General features: G+C 49.3%; 15 protein-coding genes and 1 tRNA gene. 2 read left to right on the plus strand and 14 right to left on the minus strand.

From position 1 onward, the window contains the following. Window positions 1-108: 108 nt before the first annotated feature. The 4 genes from H6A34_RS05265 to gltX all read right to left on the minus strand — a co-directional run bounded on the left by H6A34_RS05265 (window position 109) and on the right by gltX (window position 6,445). On the minus strand, window positions 109-1,869 hold the full coding sequence (locus H6A34_RS05265; RefSeq protein WP_205103940.1) for a tetratricopeptide repeat protein: 1,761 nt from the start codon (window positions 1,867-1,869) through the stop codon (window positions 109-111). 334 nt (window positions 1,870-2,203) lie between these two features. After that, entirely contained in the window at window positions 2,204-3,292 is a 1,089-nt protein-coding gene (locus tag H6A34_RS05270) for a metallophosphoesterase (RefSeq protein WP_205103942.1), read from the minus strand. A 286-nt stretch (window positions 3,293-3,578) separates the two neighbouring features. Beyond that, window positions 3,579-4,814, minus strand: a complete 1,236-nt coding sequence (locus tag H6A34_RS05275; RefSeq protein ID WP_205103944.1) for a 3-deoxy-D-manno-octulosonic acid transferase — start codon at window positions 4,812-4,814, stop codon at window positions 3,579-3,581. Between the two features lie 110 nt (window positions 4,815-4,924). After that, window positions 4,925-6,445, minus strand: a complete 1,521-nt coding sequence (gene gltX / locus H6A34_RS05280) for a glutamate--tRNA ligase (RefSeq protein ID WP_205103946.1) — start codon at window positions 6,443-6,445, stop codon at window positions 4,925-4,927. Between the two features lie 106 nt (window positions 6,446-6,551). Here gltX and H6A34_RS05285 point away from each other — a divergent pair, with 106 nt between their 5' ends. Continuing rightward, a complete protein-coding gene (locus H6A34_RS05285) occupies window positions 6,552-8,696 on the plus strand; it encodes an HD family phosphohydrolase (RefSeq protein WP_205103948.1) in 2,145 nt (714 codons plus the stop codon). Window positions 8,697-9,166: 470 nt separating this feature from the next. On the opposite strand, the gene H6A34_RS05290 is transcribed toward H6A34_RS05285, so the two are convergent. The 10 genes from H6A34_RS05290 to H6A34_RS05335 all read right to left on the minus strand — a co-directional run bounded on the left by H6A34_RS05290 (window position 9,167) and on the right by H6A34_RS05335 (window position 19,858). Beyond that, a complete protein-coding gene (locus H6A34_RS05290; protein WP_205103950.1) occupies window positions 9,167-10,588 on the minus strand; it encodes a tetratricopeptide repeat protein in 1,422 nt (473 codons plus the stop codon). Window positions 10,589-10,642: 54 nt separating this feature from the next. Then, window positions 10,643-11,602, minus strand: coding sequence for a PstS family phosphate ABC transporter substrate-binding protein (locus H6A34_RS05295; protein ID WP_021948746.1), 960 nt, complete (start codon window positions 11,600-11,602; stop codon window positions 10,643-10,645). Between the two features lie 10 nt (window positions 11,603-11,612). Next, window positions 11,613-12,440 (minus strand): energy transducer TonB, encoded by an 828-nt coding sequence (locus H6A34_RS05300; protein ID WP_021948747.1) that lies wholly within the window; start codon window positions 12,438-12,440, stop codon window positions 11,613-11,615. Between the two features lie 41 nt (window positions 12,441-12,481). Further along, window positions 12,482-13,135 (minus strand): ExbD/TolR family protein, encoded by a 654-nt coding sequence (locus H6A34_RS05305; protein ID WP_021948748.1) that lies wholly within the window; start codon window positions 13,133-13,135, stop codon window positions 12,482-12,484. Window positions 13,136-13,138: 3 nt separating this feature from the next. After that, entirely contained in the window at window positions 13,139-13,750 is a 612-nt protein-coding gene (locus H6A34_RS05310; RefSeq protein WP_021948749.1) for an ExbD/TolR family protein, read from the minus strand. A 29-nt stretch (window positions 13,751-13,779) separates the two neighbouring features. Beyond that, window positions 13,780-14,613, minus strand: a complete 834-nt coding sequence (locus H6A34_RS05315) for a MotA/TolQ/ExbB proton channel family protein (RefSeq protein ID WP_205103952.1) — start codon at window positions 14,611-14,613, stop codon at window positions 13,780-13,782. 226 nt (window positions 14,614-14,839) lie between these two features. Then, complete coding sequence (locus H6A34_RS05320) at window positions 14,840-16,033, minus strand: pyridoxal phosphate-dependent aminotransferase (RefSeq protein ID WP_205103954.1); 1,194 nt, start codon at window positions 16,031-16,033, stop codon at window positions 14,840-14,842. A gap of 122 nt (window positions 16,034-16,155) precedes the next feature. After that, a complete protein-coding gene (locus tag H6A34_RS05325; protein WP_021947711.1) occupies window positions 16,156-17,364 on the minus strand; it encodes a bifunctional 3,4-dihydroxy-2-butanone-4-phosphate synthase/GTP cyclohydrolase II in 1,209 nt (402 codons plus the stop codon). Between the two features lie 23 nt (window positions 17,365-17,387). Further along, window positions 17,388-19,313: an LptF/LptG family permease gene (locus H6A34_RS05330; RefSeq protein ID WP_205103956.1), complete on the minus strand. Its 1,926-nt coding sequence runs from the start codon at window positions 19,311-19,313 to the stop codon at window positions 17,388-17,390. Window positions 19,314-19,459: 146 nt separating this feature from the next. Then, window positions 19,460-19,858 (minus strand): START-like domain-containing protein, encoded by a 399-nt coding sequence (locus H6A34_RS05335; RefSeq protein WP_021947709.1) that lies wholly within the window; start codon window positions 19,856-19,858, stop codon window positions 19,460-19,462. 127 nt (window positions 19,859-19,985) lie between these two features. Here H6A34_RS05335 and H6A34_RS05340 point away from each other — a divergent pair. Further along, window positions 19,986-20,059: transfer RNA gene (locus tag H6A34_RS05340), tRNA-Met, on the plus strand. Window positions 20,060-21,011 lie beyond the last annotated feature (952 nt).

Below are 21,011 nucleotides of genomic sequence, written 5' to 3' on the forward strand. Positions count from 1 at the left end.
CGGGGCGGCTCGAACATTCGAGCCGCCTTTATTTTTTGCCTGTTCCACGGCATGAAGCGGCATGCAATAAGCCCCGCGCCATGCCGACACATCGCCGTCCGACGCGTGTCACTCCAGTCCCAGCTCCTTTTTCAGGCCAGGCTCGGCGTCAAGCAGATAAATGCTTTCCGGAGTGACACAATGCTCGCCGGCCTCGATAAGCCATGTCGATATACGCTCGTCGGTCTCGTCGATAAAGGCAAGCTGGCTGCCGTTGTCCTCGCCGGCATGCTCGTCGTCCTCTATCCTAATCTCAAAATTATTGCGGTCAACATATTTCGTGAGGCGCGCCCACAGCGTGTCCAACTCACCGTCGTCGTCTTCAAGCCACAGGCGCAGCATTACCTTTTCCGGAGTAAGGCGCGCCACACGCTCCACTATGTCAAACGTCTCCATGGCGAGGCGGTGCATGCGAGTGTTCTCTTCCTCACAGATGATGAACTTCGTGTCGTCTTCATGGCCGTCGTCAAGAAAGTCGTCCATCATCCACAATGGCTGGTAAACGTCTTCGGCAACGGCCTGTTCGTCAGGATATGCGAACATCACGCAGCTGTCGGAGTTCATCCTCTTAAGGCGGGTGCGCAATGAGCCCGGCGTGCCGGCGCTGCGGCTGCCGTCCTTAATGGCCTCGGGCCAGGGCAACAGGCGCACGTACAGAGGCACACCTCCTGCCATGTAAGCTACGGGCAAGTCTATTTTCGGCACGGACGAGGCGTTGTCGTGGCGATTCCAGAACATGTACTTAACGACGGCTCTAATCAGCTTGCGGTGGCATACGGCATGTCTGGGCGAGCTGTGCATAATCTCAATGTCAGGCAGTCCCATCCTCTGAAGTCCGCGTGTGTACAGCCAGACGTCAGTTCCACGGCTGTCGGCCTCGTCCCAGATGGTGTACGCAAAGTCGGGATGAGGCGGTACTGCCGAAGAGGCAATCCTCCGCACGAGGTGGCCGGAGAGCGCCTGGCATGCCGACAGGTCGTAAGCCACAAGCATATCGGGCACAGCCATATCGGCAATGCACATCTGCAGGTGGAACCAGCGTGAGGGGTCGTCAGTGCCGAAGCGCATGTCCACGGCATAACCGCTGTGCAGTTCCTGCACGAGTTCAATATCCGAATCGTTGAAGTAAGTGGAGACACGCAGACCGGAAGGGTCGAAATCTTCAACGCGGTCAATCTCCATGTCGAACTCCTCGCCGTAGAAACGCCCCTTGATGCGCGCCACCGTCGATACACTTTCATCCCCTGCCCGCTCGCAGACAAGTCCTTCTATACCGTCGACGGCAGCGATGCGCGGCACGAAAGGGTCTATGTCGAGACGGTAGGCGGCATCACGCTGTATGCAGATAACCATCGAACGCCTCATAAAATAAGGCCTTTCCTTCGCCTTGGGATGGTCCAGGAAGTCAAGTATGGCCTTGCACTGCCCTATCGCTTCGGGCACGTCGCTCCAGAACTCCTGCGTCTCGGGATCGTCAGGGATAAGTGTCATTACGTGCTCGAAGTACGGAATAGCCTCGGCTTCCATGCCAAGCCCCATACGTGTATATCCGTTGCGACACCACCAGTTGGGGTCATCCTTGCCCTCCTCTGCCGTCTCGGCAAGAATTTCAAGAGCCCTGCGGTCAAGGGCGTCGGGATCTTGTACGTCCTCAACATATCCGGAACGTATCATTCCTGCAAGGTTAGACAGCGTACGGGCAAGCAGCCCCACCACCTTGTACGTACGTTCTCCGTCGGGAAGAGCGTCAATCATCTTAATGACGTCGGCCTCAAGATCTTGGTCGCACATCTTCTGGATTTTAGCGAGTAGTTCTTCTTCTCTTGTCATAATTATCGTAAGGTTATGTTTTTAACAGGTTAGAGTATATGCAAAGATAATGCAAGACGAGGGAAAAGCAAAATAAAAGCATGGGAAACGAGCTTTTGTTTTTTTCGAGTACACAGCCTGCCATATCCTGAGACTACGCAAACCGTTCAAAGAAGTGCTTATTCTCAACGCGAAACGCGGTTTTACGTGATGGAATAAAGCCTTTTATTTAATACAGAATGAGGAAAAAAAGAACCCGAAATCATGCTTAACGGATTTCGGGTAAACTTTCCTTCCTTATAAAATGACGCAAAACGACACCGCCGTTTACGCTCCGCCTACAGCACTGGGACCGTCAATCACGGTTCGAGAGGCGCAGCAGGCCGTACTCCGAATCTGTGCCGATACGGAATTTAGCACCCCACAGCCCCACGCCTGGACATACATAATAATGAGTGTCGCCGCGGCGGTAAGTGCCATGCGACACTTCATACACAGCATCAGTTATCCACGATATAGGCCATACCTGGCCGTGGTGCGTGTGCCCGCTCAACTGAAAGTCAACGCCCGCGCGCTCGGCCTGTTCAAGATGATACGGCTGGTGGTCCATAAGTATGGTATACTGTCCCCTGTCAACGTCCTTCATCAGCATGCCAAGGCTCTTGCGGTGGCGGTTGGTGCGGTCGTCACGCCCGATAATCACCAGGTCGCCCTCTGTCGCCACACTGTCACGCAACAACGTAATACCGGCACGGCGCATGAAGTCGGCCGACTTGTCAATGCCTGCGTAGTACTCATGGTTGCCCGGACAAGCATACACCGGTGCCTTTATCGAGCGCAGGATTCCGGCCATACGCTGCTCGTCGAGCGGGCGCAGGCTGCCGTCAATCAAGTCACCAGCAATCAACACCATGTCGGGACGTGCGGCATTTATCATGTCCACAATCCGCCCAAGCTCATTTGGACCGATATGATAGCCCAGGTGCAGGTCGCTCATCAGCATGACCGTAACATCCCCATCCAAGTGCTTGGCCGTTTCCACGCCGATAGTACGGCACTTTCTGTCATGGAAACGCACGTTTCCGTAAACGAACACGGCGGCAATCAACAACACGAGAACCGTCGCTGTAGTACCGTTAGAATAAAGCCACTGGCGCGGCACGACATGCACCAGCCTGAGCACATCAAGCAAAAGGAACGCCATTACAGCGTAAAGCATTATGAAAAGCGACGGATACCCGACATTGTACACAACCTTGGCCATCCACAACGGCACATGTTCGGTAACGCGCGCGAAGCTCATCACCATCATGGCCAACGCCAATATACATACGCCCACCGCGCACCATCGGTACACCGTAGCCACGGGCAACAACGCCCACACATGCCACGCCACGTAGACGAGACCGGCCAACGGAAGGATGAAAAATACTGCAAACCACATGATTACTACTCAATTGAACTTTATACGACGATCAGGCGCGCAAACAGCAACGGCCTAACGCAGGAGCAAAGGTAACCATTTACCATGACAAGACAAAGGCACTCAGGCGTAAATCAGTAATAATGGTAAGCAAAAATGTAATCCGTCAACATCACCGGCATGGGCCCGTGACGCACGGCAAATGATGACACTGCATACATAAAACGCGGCCACACCCTTCAAGGATATGGCCGCGGCCGCTGTCTTATCATCGGTTAGATAGTTTTCTTAAGGCAGATTATAGCCATTAAAGGGACGCGCGAAGCCTCGGCTCGACAGCATTCAATATAACATCCGTTGCCCCCGCCTTTTCCCTGACGTAGTTTGCAGCCTCAGTACCGGCAGCCATCACGGCTTGCGGCGAGGCATTGAAATTATCAAACACATGTTTAAAATCATCGTAAGAACATATTTCAAGCCCCCCGCCACATGCCTTCAGCTCTTGCGCCTCTTGGAAACGTGCATTGTTAGGGCCGAATATTACCGGAACGCCCCACACCGCGGCCTCAAGCAGATTGTGTATGCCTACTCCGAAACCGCCGCCAACGTATGCCACCGTTGCATATCCGTAAATTGACGACAGCAGTCCGAAGCAGTCTACAACCAGGCAGCCTGCACCAGCAACCGTTTCAGGCGTGGCATGCGAATAACGCACTACGGGACGCTCAAGGCGCCTCTCTATCTGGCGTAAATGGTCTTCCGACACCACGTGTGGCGCGATGATGAGCCGCCACTCGGGATGAGCATTGAAGTAGCGGATGAAAATCTCCTCGTCAGGTGGCCAGCTGCTGCCTGCCACGAACACCTTAGCCCCGTGAGTGAAAGCGTCAATAAGCGGCAGCTTCATTGCCGCCTGCTTAATCTGCATTACACGGTCAAAGCGTGTGTCACCCGTTACGTCCACATCGGTAATGCCCATAGAACCAAGCAGCCTGCGGCTTTCTTCATTTTGGACAAAGAAGCGCGTAAAACAACGCAACACCCGTGCGTAAGGACGCGCATACCACCTGAAGAACACCTGGCCGGGACGGAAAATACTGCTGACGCTGTAAACGGGTACGCCAGAGCGTTTAAGCAACCGCAAATAGTTCCACCAGAACTCATACTTGATGAAGAACGCGACCGCCGGCCTTGCCGCCTCAACAAACCTACGGGCGTTGCTGTATGTATCCAACGGCAAGTAACATACGATGTCGGCTCCCTTGTAGTCTTTCCTGACCTCGTATCCTGACGGCGAAAAGAACGTCAAGAGGATTTTCATCTCAGGATGCTCTACACGAAGACGCTCCATAATCGGACGGCCTTGCTCGAACTCTCCCAACGAGGCCGCATGGAACCACGCATAGCGGCTGCCGCCGTCAATCTTGTCGGCAAGCACGCCAAAGGCCTCACGCCCTCCTTTAAGCATCTTCCTGGCCTTAGGGTTGAACAGCGAAGCTATTGCCACTCCAAGCGAGTATAAGCGTATGATAAGTTCGTACATAATGTTGAATCAAGAGTTAACGAGTAAAGAAATAAGAGTCAAGAATCAACAAAAACGGCATTAAAAGCTATCACCGACTGATTGTTTCTCCGATTCTTAACTCTCATTTCTTAATTTCCCAACACCGCTATGGCCCTCCTAAGCCGGCGCAGGGTTTCCTCCTTGCCGAGAAAGGCTGATATATCGAACATGCCGGGACCCTTTCCTATGCCGACAAGGGCCAGGCGAAAGGCGTTCATGACGTCGCCCAGCTTATATCCTTTATCCTCAACCCAAGCCATGACGACACGCTCCTGATTGTCCAATGAGAAGTCGTCAAGACTTTCAAGGACATCTGCCAGTTCGGCCATAACCTGCGGCGAATCAGCCTTCCAACGCTTGCGCACCGTCTTTTCGTCATACTCAGTAGGAGGAATGAAGAAGAACGAGCACAACGGCCACAACTCCTTGACAAAGTCTACACGGTCTTTCATCATTGCCACAACTTGGGTAACACGCTCCAGAGGTTCGTCTACACCGTTGCCGGCAACTACAGGCGCGAACAGGCCCGCAATCTCCTCGTTGCTCTTGCGGAGGATATATTCGTGGTTGAACCAGATACATTTCTTGTAGTCGAAACGGGCACCGGCCTTGCTGCACTTGGTTATGTCAAACAGTTTGACAAGTTCGTCAAGCGTGAAAAGCTCCTGCTCTGTGCCGGGATTCCAGCCAAGCAGCGCAAGGAAATTGATTACCGCCTCGGGGAAATAGCCCTCTTCACGATATCCGCGGCTTACTTCGCCGGTCTTGGGGTCATGCCATTCAAGCGGGAATACGGGGAATCCGAGTCGGTCGCCGTCACGCTTGCTCAACTTACCCTTACCGTCCGGTTTAAGCAGCAGCGGCAAATGGGCAAAACGCGGCATGGTGTCTTCCCATCCGAAAGCACGGTAAAGAAGCACGTGCAGCGGCGCGCTGGGCAGCCACTCCTCGCCACGAATGACATGGGTTACCTCCATCAAGTGGTCGTCAACGATATTGGCAAGATGGTAAGTGGGAAGTTCGTCGGCACTCTTGTACAAAACCTTGTCGTCAAGGATGTCGCTCTTGATAACCACGTCGCCACGTATCATGTCGTGTACATGCACATCCTCGCCGGGTTCAACCTTGAACCTTACCACATACTGCGCCCCGTCGGCAACCAGGCGGTCAACCTCTTCCTTGGGCATAGTAAGCGAGTTACGCATTAACGAACGTGTATGCGCGTCATACTGAAAGTTCTTTATTTCCGTGCGCTTGGCCTCAAGCTCCTCTGGAGTGTCGAAGGCGATGTACGCCCGGCCCTCGTCGAGCAGCTGGTCTACGTATTTCTTGTAAATGGCCCGGCGCTCGCTCTGCCTGTAAGGGCCATGCGAACCGCCGAAACTGACGCCTTCGTCAAACTTTATTCCGAGCCAGCGGAACGACTCTATTATATATTCCTCGGCTCCTGGAACGAAGCGCGACGAGTCCGTATCTTCTATTCTGAAAATCAGTTCGCCGCCATTCTGCTTGGCGAACAGGTAGTTATACAATGCTGTGCGTACTCCGCCGATATGTAAGGCACCGGTCGGACTGGGCGCGAAACGCACCCTTACTTTTCTTTCTGACATGTATTTTAATGAAGATAAAGTTATTTTTGTGCAAAAATACAATATTTTTTGCAAAATGGCACAGATTTTTATTATTTTCGCAGGGCAAAGTTACATTACCCGGAAAATGATTAGATTTGACAACGCAAACACCCACCACCATGGCCGCTGGCTGGTTTATACGGCGCTGGTAGTGGTTACCGTGGCATTAATAGTGTCGTTCCTGCCACGCAACAGCGGCCCGCAATTCCGTTACGACGTGGGCAAGCCGTGGATGTACAGTTCGCTCATAGCAAAGTTCGATTTCCCGATATACAAAACCGAGGAGACCATAAAGGAAGAGCAGGACAGCATTACCGATGCCTTCGAGCCATACTACAACTACGACGCAAAAGTGGAACAGGAGCAGGTAAAGCGCTTTATCGACAACTACAAGGACGGCATACCGGGGCTTCCTGCCGAATACGTAAGCACGATAGCCGACAGGCTGCACAGGCTGTACCTCGCGGGAGTGATGGACGCGCTCGAGTATTCAAAGATAAGCCGCGACACAACGAGCATGATACGCATAGTTAGCGGAAAAAAGGCCACGAGCGTTGAAATCATGTGTACGTACTCAACGATGACCGCATACGAGCAACTTTTCTCCGACCCTAAGCTCGCCGCCCAAAGGCAGATTCTGCAACGGTGCAACCTTAACGAGTATATCCAGCCGAACATAATCTACGACGAGGAGCGCAGCGAGGGCGAGCTGGGCGACATGCTGAGCGGAATACCGCTGGCAAGCGGCATGGTGCTGAGCGGACAGAAAATCATTGACAGGGGCGAAATAGTAGACGATTACACGTACAGGGTGCTCAATTCTTTCGAGCGCGAGACCAAACGGCGAAGCGCCAGCGCAAGTGCCGTGCCGTCTACGATAGCCGGACAGGTGCTGTTCGTAGGCACGCTTATACTTCTGTTCACCACTTACCTGCGCTTGTTCCGCAAGGATTATTTAGATAAGCCTCGCAGCATAGCCATGCTGTACGTGATGATTACCGTATTCCCCATCCTAGTATCGCTGATGATAACGCACAACGTGCTCAGCGTATACATATTGCCGTTTGCCATAGCGCCTATTTTCATACGCGTGTTTGTCGACTCGCGAACGGCCTTCACGGCTCACGTCACAATGGTGCTCATCTGTGCCGCCGCAGTAAAATACCAGTACGAATTCATCATCGTGCAGCTCGTGGCAGGGTTCATAGCCATCTACTCGCTACGCGAACTGTCGCAGCGTGCCGAGATATTCAAGACCGCACTGCTCGTCACTCTGGGCAGTAGCGGCATATACTTCGCCCTACAGTTGATGCAGGACAACAGCATTCTCACGATGGACCACAGCATGTACGCCTACTTTGCGGTCAACGGCGTGCTCCTGCTGTTCGCCTACCCGCTAATGCTCGTCATTGAAAAGACCTTCGGATTCATATCCAACGTGACTTTAATCGAGCTGTCAAACACAAATAAAAAGCTGTTGCGCAGCCTCAGCGAGGTCGCCCCAGGCACGTTCCAACACTCGGTAATGGTGGGCAACCTGGCGGCCGAGATAGCCAACAAGATTGGCGCAAAGAGCCAGCTCGTGCGTACCGGCGCGCTGTATCACGACATAGGCAAGATGAAAAACTCCGTCTATTTTACCGAGAACCAAATGGGAGGAATAAATCCACTTGACGCCCTGCCGCGCATAGATGCAGCCCAAGTGGTGATAAGCCACGTCACCGATGGACTGAAAATGGCCGAAAGATACAACCTGCCGGGCGTAATAAAGGATTTCATAAAGACACACCACGGCACAGGCAAGACAAAATATTTCTACATTTCATACAAGAACGAACATCCTGACGAACCGGTCGACGACACGTTGTTTACATACCCTGGCCCCGACCCGTTTACCCGCGAGCAAGCCGTCCTGATGATGGCCGACACGGTAGAGGCCGCCGCACGCTCGCTGAAGGAATATACAGAAGAGAGCATATCCAACCTCGTCAACAAACTTATCGACCAACAGGTAGAGGACGGATTCTTCCGTACATGCCCGATAACGTTCCACGATATAGCCGTAGCCAAACAGGTGCTTATTGAGCGCCTGAAAGCTATATACCATACGCGCACCAGCTATCCGGAACTGAACAAGAAGGGGAAAGAGGAACAGCAGACACAGCCGGCATCGCAATATGCGAGCAGCAAAAAGCAGGACTGCGCCGACAAACGTCATGAAAAGCCGTAAACAATAACATAAAAGGCCGTGAATCGCATACTGATTCACGGCCTTTTACGTATCAAAAGACCGTCAACGGCATCATTACGCACAGCAAGCACTCGCTACGGAAGTTTCCGTTTATATCCATTACGCATGCCCAACAGATTATCCCAAACAATCTTCCATCCTTCACAGCAAGGCATAATATTCTGGCACACAAGCCTTTACACTGTGAAAGATGCGGATAATCGTATTTCACCGATACTTCATCACGCAACATGGCGTACATTAACGGACCGACAGAGACTCGAGTTGGTGAAAGATACGGACGACACATATTCCACCACCATAAATCTTTGTACATTACCGATTATATCGAATAGTGAAAGATGGAAGATGTATTACGAAAAAATACGGCAAAAATGATTTGTGCAAATACGCAAACGGCGCGCCATCCCATGATGGCGCGCCGTTTAAGACTTTATCATTGATAATGATTATTTCAACACCTCCAGTGCCTGATTGGCAATAGAGTTCTGCGGGTCGATAGCCTTAACCTTCTCGTAGTATGTCTTGGCGGTAGCATTGTCCTCCTTGAGGATATAATAATAACCAAGGTACAGATAAGGCTCAATGAGCAGTTTGGGGTTGTTAGCCTGCTCGGTCTGTGCCAACTGCGCATACTCCTCATAATAAGGCTTTGCAAGACCTTGAGTTGACTCGGGGTCAAGCTGTGAGTTGATACGGGCACGCATCATGGTAGCATACAGCTTATTGCCGGGAGAGTCGGCAGCGATTTTGCCGTAAATCTCGTCAGCCTTCTTGAAAGCGTTAACCTTGTCAGTAGTAAGAGAATCCATACTTGCAGCCTGCTGCATGTAAAGCTTGGCAAGACCGTCGAGATCGGGTACTGACGGTTTCTCTATTTTGCTGAGATACTCGTCATAATATGCGAGTCCGTTGGTAAAGTCATTCTTTGCAAGATAAGCGTCAGAGAGCTGCTTACGGACGTCATTAAGTTCAGCATTCATTTCAAGAGCCTTCTTAAACTGCTCTATAGCCTGGTCAAAAGCGCTGTCGCCCATAAGTGCGTAGCCATAATACTGATGGTCACGAGCCGAAATCTTCGCACTGTCAGACTTGTTGAAAAGCGCGTCAGCATACTTGATTGCGTTCTTGTAATCCTTCAAATCCGTGTAATTATAGAAAGTGATACGGTTCATGGCAGCATCACGCGGATTCTTGTTTACACCGAACAAAGACACTTCCAGACTTTTCTTTGAGTCTGCCATAAGAAGCGCAGCTGTAGCATATTCAGTGAGATAGTTCTCCTTCAACTGGTTAAGGTCTACCTTTCCGTAATATTCTACAGCCTTGTCAAATTTGTTTGCGCCATAAAAGAAGTGGCCTGCCTCTGCGTCAACAGGATAATCAGGCTGCACCTGGCGTAGCTTTTCAAGTACGGCAACTGAACCTTCCGGATCAACCTTACGGTAAACGGCAGCATACTTGATATAACCTGTCGGGTTCTGGGGGTCAAGCAACATAGCCTGGTTATACTGGCTTGCGGCGCCTCCACCTTCATCGCTCAATGCAGCGATGTCACCAAGCAGGATATAAGCAAGTGCCTTGCCCTTGTTGTCCTTGCCCCTGTCGATAGCCATCATGGCATACTCACGGGCTGACGCCGTATCCTTAATCTCGAAATAAGCACGGCCAAGTCCTGCTAATGCCTCAGCATTCTTCTTGTTTTCCTTAACAAAATCCTTAACCTGCTCTTCTGCGGCTGCCGGATTTGACTTGTTGTCAGTTACAACTTTCTTGATGGCCTCAACCTGCGACTTAACGTCCTGGGCCATTGACGGAGCGAAGACACTTGTCATCAATACTCCTGCTAATACATATTTAATTGCTTTCATACTCTATAAATTTTCATTTATCATCTTCTCAAACAATCAATCTTGACAAGTTTATCACTCGTCACTTACGCTAACCGACCTTATGGTTATATCGCCACGCCTTGGCAACAAACCTGACTTAAATATGATAAGCTGTCCCTTGGGCGACTCTATAAAATGGGCGAAGCCCCATGGAAGACCGTTTATCGGATCGTTTAACAATGCATATATTGTTCTTACCAACGGATAATGTCCGTCAAGCAAGTATGCCTGGTAAGGCTTCCAGCTGTTATAATAAGTAGCTGTGTCCATTCTGCTTACCGACATAACAGTTATATTCTTCTTAAATGTGGTGTTGGTGGTGTCACGTTTGTCATTCAACCAGTTTGAACCGATAATGCCAATGGCGTTAGGAGCCTTCTCGACATAGTCGACAACCTCTTTACTGGTCTTTACGGCCACGATATTCGGGCTGTTTATAGGCTTCCCGTCAAGGATTGAATCAACACAAAAATGAACCGTACTCGATTTACTATTGTCGAAAACCACCTGAATTTCACCTCTCTTCGAACCTGGAACGATATCGCCCCAAGTCTTCGCCTGTCCGCTCAATACTCGCTTGATGTTCTTAATTGAAATACACGAATCGGTATTTTCCCTGTTGATAATAAGCGATAGCCCGTCATAAGCCAAAGGAATGGCCACAGGCAGGTAATTACGGGCCTTGAGATTCTCGAGTTCCTTTTTCGTAAAATTCCTTGCGGTAATCGCCAACTGGATACTATCCTTCATAAGGAGATTGACCGCATCAAGCTCATTCGTATATATCGGAGTCAACTTTGCGTCACGATATATACTTTCAAATACTTGGATTTGTTCATCAATGATAGGGCTAAAACTTTCGTCAGAAGCGAAAGTTATCGCTCCTGACGAATAAGTATCAGTCCTACCGTTCTTGGGTTTGTCGGTACATGCCGAAACAAATCCCAAGAACAGTGTGAATCCTACTAAACCGTAGAATAGTTCTTTTCTCATCTTGCTCGTTTTACTGTAATCTGAATGTTACAGGCAAAGTGAACCTTACGTTTACAGTCGTACCGTTCTGACGGCCAGGAGTCCAATTAGGCATGTTGCTTACAACGCGAACAGCCTCCTTATCCAGTGACGGGTCAACGCCACGTACAACCCTTACATCAGAAATGGAACCGGTCTTGCTTACAACGAACTGAACGATAACTCGCCCTTCAATACCGTTCTCGGCCGCGATGACCGGATACTTGATATTCGCGTTCAGCCACTGCATCAAAGCAGCTTGACCACCTGGGAATGAAGGATTCTCCTCAACCACGTCGAACACCTTGTTCTCTTCCTCCTTCGGAGGTTCTGGCTGGGCAATTTCCTCTTTCGCCTTAAGGACTTCACCACCTACTTCATCATTACCTACAACGTTGAAAGCACCGATTGTAGTCTTAGTCTTCTGAAGTTCATCCTGATTCTTCATTTCTTCCTCAGGCTTCACGTCTTCGTCCTTCTTGATGACGGGGGCGGTAAACTTAATAGAACTCTTCACCTTCTCTACCGGCTTCGGGGGCTCAATCTTAACAGGAGCCTTCTTCTCAACCTTGGCCTGCTTCTTTGTCTCAATCTTAGAAAGCTCAACCTCAGTCGTAATGGCAACCTTCTGATTAGCCTGAATTACGTTCTTGATCGCTATGGCAGAGAATATGACAACAGCAGCAATAAGCACGATGAGCAATGACCAAAGATTTCTCTTGGAAGTGCTCTTACGAAGCCTGTAGGCTCCGTAGGCTTGGTTTCTCCCTTCGAAAACAAGGTCAGCCCATTCATTAGATATTAAATCTATTTTTGACATTGTCTTTTCGTTTTAAATGTTAACCAACGACTTGTTACGCCTTAATTCAAACGAACACCTTTTTTGCTAAGGAGCTGTCTGTCTTCAGGGGTAATGTTGTCGATGACATACTTACCAATACTGCAAATCTGCATCTCATCCAGAGCGTCAACCAAATTCTTATAAGAAGCGTCGTCCGTTGCCTTGATGATAATAGTCAGCGTAGGAATCTTCTGTCCATTAACCTCACCATTCTTCAGCTTGTCAAGCTCCTTATTGTAAATAGAATCCGGATACTTAGCCGGGTCTTTCAGCTTTTTAGCGTCGAGTTCCAGCTTTGCTTTCATTATTGCCGCAACCGGAACGGTTCCATCTTCTGTAACGTGATTGATAAGCACGCTACGGATTCCGTCCTTGCCCCATGTAGTCTCCTTCAAGCATGAAGGATCTTCATAGTTAGGAATTCCGGCCACATAATAAATCTTGTCGTTACCTGCTACAAAGACAGTGATTGTCTGTGAAGCCTTAGTCGCAGTCTTATCTTGTTCCTGAACATTTTTATCGTTACTCGGCATCGTCAAGAGCATTGCCTGGGGCTTGCTCAAAGACGTACACAGCATGAAGAACGTGATAAGAAGCATCATCATGTCCACCATCGGGGTGAAGTCCACGCGAAGGTCGACTTTCTTCTGTCTACTCAGTTTCTTTTTTGCCATGCCTTAGTCCTCCACTTTTTTATAAGAAGTGATAAGTTCGTAACGGTTCTGGTTCATGTCCTGAAGTTCAGACATAACTTTCTTGATGACCTTGTAAGGGGTCTTCTCGTCTGCCTTGATGGCAAGTTTCATGTCTGAATTTGCGTCAGTAACAGTCTTAACCCAGAGTTGGAACTCGCTCATACCGCCGTCAATGCTGTCAGTAGGAATACCCTTATCCTGCTGATATGCGTTCATTTGGTTAGATTCCTGGTTAAGGAAATTACCAATGTCGTTCATTGACACGCCAATATTCGTAGCACTGCGCACATTCTTCATCTGCGCCCCGGTCAGTGATACTCCGAACTGGTCTGCCATGCTGCTCAGAGCTGTCTCCATGTCGCCCGGCTTGTCCCAGCCCAAGAACACCTTACCCTTATTGTCAACAAGGATAGTCAGGACATTCTTGTCTGTAACCTTCACCTCCGACACTGAGCCTGGAGTAACGACCTTCACTGCCTCATTCTTCACGAACGTTGACGTCAACATGAAGAAAGTCAACAGCAAGACCATCACGTCGCTCATCGGGGTCATGTCGATCCAGATGGATTGCCTCTTAATTTTTACTTTACCCATAGTAATAAGATTTTAAAGGGTTAGTAAAATTAAGCTTCTTCAGTGTGGTTGGCTTCGTATGTCTGAGCAATAGTATAACCAACCTCATCAAGCGCGTATGTCAGCTTGTCAATCTTGTTTGTGAATGTGTTATATGCAATAACCGAGCACCAAGAAGTCAAAATACCGAACGCGGTGTTAATCAACGCCTCAGAAATACCAGTAGAAAGTGCGAGAGAGTCACCACCACCGCCGGCAGCCAGAGCCTGGAATGAACGGATCATACCGATAACGGTTCCGAGAAGTCCGGTAAGTGTACCAAGTGTAACGATTGTTGCGAGAATCGGGAGGTTCATCTGCAGGGTAGGCATTTCAAGCTGTGTTGCCTCCTCGTGAGCCTGCTGGATCTTAGCAACCTTCTGAGCCTTCTTCAAGCCGGGAGCGGTCTCCATCTCCTTGTATGCGCGGATTGAAGCAGAAACAACGTTTGCAACAGAACCTCTCTGCTTGTCACAGATCTGCTGTGCTGCATTGAAGTCGCCTTTAGCAACGGCTGCCTTGATGTTGGCAACGAACTTAGCCAAAGAGCCTTTTCCGAATGCGGTGTTAAGTGCGAGCCAGCGCTCAATGCTCAATGCGATGACAGTAAGCAAAAGTGTGTGGATGACAGGAACGACGATACCACCTTTGTAAATTGTTCCGAGCAAGTTAGTCGGGTGACCTGCCGGGTCGTTACCTGCGAAGTTAGAAGGATTGCCGAGCAGGAGGTTGTATATGCAAATCGCGATGACAAGACATACAACGATAACCCAAAATGCTGCTCTGATACCTTGGAAGCCCTGATTCTTTTTCTGGGGGCTTGCTGCTTTTTGTGTAGTTGCCATAATTTTAATTTAATTTTGTTTGTTAGTTAATTATTAAGTTATAAAGTTTCGATTTAATGTTAATAGAGTGTGTCGTTTTTCCCTCAATAGAGCGCGTATCATAAAACAAGCACACAAAGATAACAATTTATAGGTAATAAAAGCACTAAAAGCAGAGTTTTTAACAATGTTTTTGACTTTTATCCATATATTTTCGCTGTCATCTTTAACACATCACGGCAATGTTCTATTTCAACTTGCCCACTGCCGACTTTATCCTCGCCATTGCCTCTCGGATATTATCGTCGCTCGTGGCATAGCTCATTCTAAAGCAATCAGGATCGCCGAAAGCATCTCCTGCTACAGTGGCAACATGACCGACTTCAAGCAAATACAGTGCAAAATCCGTTGAGCTATTGATTGTATGTGTTCCGTCGCTCTTGCCAAAGAAACTGCTGCACTTCGGGAACAGGTAGAATGCGCCTTCCGGAACATTCACCTCCAACCCCGGTATTTCCTTTGCGAGGCTAACAATAAGGTCGCGACGGCGTTCAAACGCCTTACGCATTTCCTCTACGCAATCCTGCGCGCCAACATAAGCCTCGACAGCAGCCTTCTGGCTGACCGAGCACGGGCCACTTGTATATTGTCCCTGCAGCTTGTTGCAACCTTTGACAATCCATTCGGGAGCGGCGATATACCCGATACGCCATCCGGTCATAGCATAAGCCTTTGACACTCCGTTTACGAGGATTGTACGTTCTTTCATTCCCGGCACATGCGCAATGCTGTTGTGCCTGCCGATATAATTAATATGTTCATAAATCTCGTCGGCAAGGACGAACACGTCGTCATGGCGCTTTATCACTTCGGCAAGTCCTTCAAGCTCTTCCCTTGAATATACGCTGCCTGTAGGGTTGCTCGGCGAGCAAAGTATCAACATCCTGGTTTTTGGCGTAATGGCTGCCTCAAGCTGTTCCGGCGTAATCTTGAAATTCTGGTCAAAACCGGCCTCGATTATTACGGGATTACCTCCCGCCAGCTTCACCATTTGCGGATAACTTACCCAATAAGGAGCGGGAATGATTACTTCCTCACCGTCATTCACCAGCGCCATAACCGCGTTGCACACGCTTTGCTTGGCACCGTTAGACACAAGCACCTCACTAACGCTGTAGTCCAGGTCGTTCTCCCTTTTCAGTTTTGCCACGATAGCCTCGCGAAGGTCCATGTATCCCGGAACAGGAGAATATCTCGAATAATTATCGTCAATGGCTTTCTTTGCTGCGGCCTTGATATGGTCCGGTGTATTGAAGTCCGGCTCTCCTACGCTCATGTTGATTACATCGATTCCCTGCGCTTTCATCTCAGCGCTTTTTTGCGACATAGCCAATGTGGCAGAGGGCGCCAAACGATTAAGACGGTCTGATAACTGTGCCATAATTATACGTGATTTATTTCTGCAAAATTAAATAATTTATTCGTTACGTGGAAATAAAAGAATTGATATTTTTATGTCATTTTCTAAAAAATGTTTCCAAAATGAGCCGTTTACACGCATTTTTACAAATGCAAGTCATGCCCCATGCGGTCTTTCTTTGTTTTCAGATATTTATAGTCGTACTCGTTAGGGGTTATCTCTATCGGCACATTCTCCACTATTTCAAGGCCGTAAGCCTCAAGCCCCACCCTCTTGGTCGGGTTGTTGGTCATCAGCCTCATCTTATGCACCCCGAGGTGGCGTAACATCTGGGCTCCGCAACCATAGTCGCGCTCGTCTGGCTTGAAGCCAAGATGAACATTCGCGTCCACAGTATCATAGCCCTCCTCCTGCAACTTATACGCTTCTATTTTATTCATAAGGCCTATTCCGCGTCCTTCCTGCTGCATATATATCAGCACGCCCTTGCCTTCCTTCTCTATCATCTGCATAGCCTTGTGCAGCTGCTGGCCGCAGTCGCAACGCTTGCTGCCGAAGATGTCGCCAGTGGCGCACGACGAATGCACACGCACCAGGATAGGCTCCTCGGGCTGCCATTCGCCCTTTATCAGGGCCATGTGTTCAAGCCCGCTGCTTGTCTGCCTGAACGGCACAAGCTTGAAATGCCCGTACTCCGTAGGCATGTCCACGGTCTGCCCCACGCTTATCAGCGACTCCCGCTGCAGGCGGTAGGCTATCATGTCCTTGATGGATATCACCTTGAGGTCATGTTCCTTTGCGAACTCAAGCAGCTGCGGAAGACGCGCCATGGTGCCGTCATCGTTCATTATCTCCATCAGCGCGCCGGCCGGGTACAATCCCGTCAGCTTGCACAAGTCTATGGCAGCCTCGGTATGGCCGCTGCGACGCAGCACGCCGTTGTCTTGCGCGTAAAGCGGATTGACATGTCCGGGGCGGCCGAATGTCTGCGGCGTCGAGGCCGGGTCGGCAAGAGCCCTGATAGTCTCGGCCCTGTCATGTGCAGATACGCCCGTAGAGCAACCCTCAAGCTTGTCGATGGTCACCGTAAACGGTGTTCCGAGCATGGACGTATTTTCATCGACTTGGCGGGGCAGGTCAAGTTCGTCACACCGGCTTAACGTTATCGGGGCGCACAGCACGCCACGAGCATACTTCAGCATGAAGTTCACCTTTTCCGCGGTTATCTTTTCTGCCGCGATGATAAGGTCGCCCTCGTTCTCGCGGTCTTCGTCGTCCACAACGATTACAAATTTGCCTTCCTTGAAGTCCTTAAGAGCTTCTTCGACTGTATTGATTTTCAGTTTTTCCATATTCAAGTTCACCTTATTTTATATTATACGGCAACATTCCGCTTACCGCCAGTATTCATTTCGTTTATTCTGTCTATCAGTCCGTCGTTGGTCTGTTTAACGACGCGCAGGTCCCTGAACAGGCGCAGCCTGAACCGCCACATCCTGAAATAAAGGAACAAGCCAACAGGTACCACTACCGCGGCCGCGATATTTAGCCATTTATGCTCGAACGGACGCGTATGCGACTTTACCGCCATGTAAGGATACTCGTTGAGGAGCGCCAGCACCTGCTTGTCTTTCGTATTTGACAGGTCTTCAATCACTGCCTCCATACGAGCGTTTATGTCCTCGATAACATGGTCCGGACTGTACTTGAAGAACACCTTTACCACGCTTGGGGCCATCAGCAGGTTGTGCTCATGCGCATAGGCGCTTATTTCCTCGTTTATGTGGGCCAGCTTCTCCGCATCGCCGGCATAGTCCGGGTCGTTTATGATTACCTCCTTCCTGTACACCGAACGTTTCATGCGCAATCCCAGCAGGTTCATGAACAGATTGCGGTAAAAGTCTATGTTGAACACCACGGAGTCATTATTGGCCTTGTACGTGAAGAACACCGCAAGCGGGGTAAGCACCGCGAGGGATATCGTCTTGCCGAACCAGATAGTCCACTCTCCCGCCCTGGCCATTCGGTAGCCCGAATTGTCGAAGATGAAGAACACGATGAACACCAGCACGGATATTATCACAGGCACACCAAGACCGCCCTTTCTTATGATTGCGCCCAGCGGCGCCCCGATAAAGAAGAAGAGTATGCACTGCAAGGCGACAGAGTACTTGTTGATGGCCTCAATCTTGTGCGACCTTATCAGCCTGTCGCCGTCAGACGTGAGCATACCCTTGAAGTCAAGGTCGTTCATCTCCCTCCTCACCTTATTCAGCGCTCCGTTGACGGCCGTCAGTTTCTTGTCCGCGTTCAGGCGGCTGTACACCGAGTCGAAGCTGAACGTCTTGGTTCCTGCCATCTTCACTGCCCTTAGCGAGTCCGTCTTGCCTATCGACGGCACGGAATAATACTCGCGCTGGGCATCACGGTAAAAGGCACGCCCCACACTGTCGTACACATGGTTGAGCGAGTCAATGTCATGGACGATCTGCGCCACGCTCTTGCTCTTCGAACTGTTCGACAGCGCCCCAGCATCGGCTACGTTAAAGTCTGAGTCGAAGTCAAGCAGGATTTTCTTCAGCACAAAAGTCTCCCTGCGGTAAGGCACCCCCGTACCCCTGACCATCTGTTGCGACTTCATGTTCTCGAACCACTCGCCGCTGTACAACGTCAGGAGCAAGTGCTTCTTCTCTGCCGTAGACTGGAGCATGCCCGAGTCGGCAAGTATTATGGCGGCATCTTCATAGCTGTCGGTCATTTTGTAAATCATCACGCCATACAACTTGCCCGTCTGCATATCCTTTTTCTGCACATAAAGGTTGCATCCGGGAATGCCGTCGTAAAACACACCTTCAGGAATCTCCAGTTCAGGACTCTTCTGCTTCATTGACAGGAGAAGGCGCGAGAACGACATATTGGCGTTGGGCCCGATAACATTCTGGAAATAAAACGAGCCGAAGGATATGAAGATTACAATGACGATTAGCGACCTGAATGCCTGCAACAGCGAAATACCGGAAGCCTTGATGGCAGTAAGCTCGCTGCTCTCGCCAAGGTTTCCGAACGTTATGAGCGACGACAGCAATATGGCCAACGGCAAGGCTTGCGGCACGAGCATGAGGCTCATGTACCAGAAAAATTGCGCAAGCACGTCCATAGTCAATCCCTTGCCTATAAGCTCGTCAACGTATTTCCACAGGAACTGCATCATCAGGATAAACAAGCAGATGAAGAACGTTCCTATGAAAAGCAGGCCGAACTGCTTGGCTATGAACTTATCTAATTTCTTTATTCGAAGCATTATTCAGTCAGTAGGTTCCGGCGTAAAATATACCAGCTTGCAAAATTAGCACAAAAATATCAGAAAACAACATTTAAAAGGTGAAAAGGTGAAAAAGTGAGAAGGTGAAAAATTTTCACCTTTTTACCTTTTTAATTTTTCACCTTTCAAAGTCCTGTCGACCTGTGCAGCTTCTCCATGTTGGCGTCCCAGATATCCACAAGAGTGTCAGTGTCGCCGTCAGTGGCATAATCCGTTATTTCAAGAATATAGTCACCGGTGATGTCGCTCTTACACATCCGCAACTCAAAGTAAGTGTCGCGGTACTCGTCTTCACTCCAGCGCAGACGTATATAGTCAAAGTTCTTCATCTCGAGCAGCGTGGCAGTCCTCGTCTCATGCCTGCTCCATACATTCCCCCATGTAAAAGTAAACGTGTTACCCTCAAACTTCACCTCGTCTGCCATCCATTTACCCAGACCCGCGGGCGTGCTTATCAGAGACCATATTATACTGGCCGACTTTGAGCGCAACTCTCGTTCAAGGCTGATTCTATTATCTTCCATAAATCATGGCTTGTGAGTATTTTGCCACAAAAATAATAATTTCATGCAAGAAAACGACAAAAAACTCGAGATTTTTTTGGTATTTAAAGAAAATGTCATTACCTTTGCACCCGCAAAACAACATCAAGGCGGGATAGCTCAGCTGGTTAGAGCGTCGGATTCATAATCCGGAGGTCGTGGGTTCGGGTCCCACCCCCGCTACGAACGAAGCCCTGCAGGCACACGCTTGCAGGGCTTCGTTCGTTTAACAACGGCGTTGCGCAGGCACGGCAGCATGCGCAACGATTGCGGATAACCCACAATGCTGCAGGCCCGGCGCTTGCCTACGGCAGTTAGAGATTGAACTGACGGCGCAAATTTGCGTGTAAAAACATTTATGAATATCCGCACACACGCCTATTACAGTTAACCTTGCATAACCATACATATACACACTTTGTAGGGACATAACTTAACGTGAGTTCAGTATAAGAATAATACTTCTTTTGAATAAAGAACTTACATTGTTTTGCAGTTCAAGCGGAATGACAGATACCCACCGACCGCTTGAAGTAGGATTATTATCACATCATCATTATACCGAACTCACGCTACAAGGCATTTGTCTTTAACTACTTAATGAGCGAAGCGAACGTTAACTACTTTAACCCTTTTAACTACCAATAAATATAAGCTTTACTGACATTCATAAAACATTTTTCCGTAAACATCTTTCATCTTTCAGCTTTACGCTTAACAACCTGACTGTCAATTATTTACGAGCTGACAGATGCCTATCGGGCATCTGTCAGCCCTTTCCCGTCAGTTGCCGGCGTGAAAGAACCTGAAAGATTCGTCCTCAATCTTTCAGCTCCAAACATCCTGATAGCCAGTGCGTTATCCCCAGCGCTGACAGATTGACAGATGTTTAGCGAAAATCATCATCATTTGTTTACTTATAAAACACGGCCTTTAATGTCATGAAACACGGTCTTTTACCTTGCGATTCGTACTCTTTTGCAAGGTAATAAGATTATGAAGTATATAAACCCTATAACCGCAAAACCTCATAACCGTAAAACCCCATAACCTCATAACCCCATAACCTCATAACCCCATAACCCTATAACCGCATAACCCTATAACCGCATAACCGTAAAACCCCATAACCCCA

The organism is Marseilla massiliensis (genome assembly GCF_016899855.1).
In the GTDB taxonomy this organism is placed as follows: Bacteria; Bacteroidota; Bacteroidia; order Bacteroidales; family Bacteroidaceae; genus Prevotella.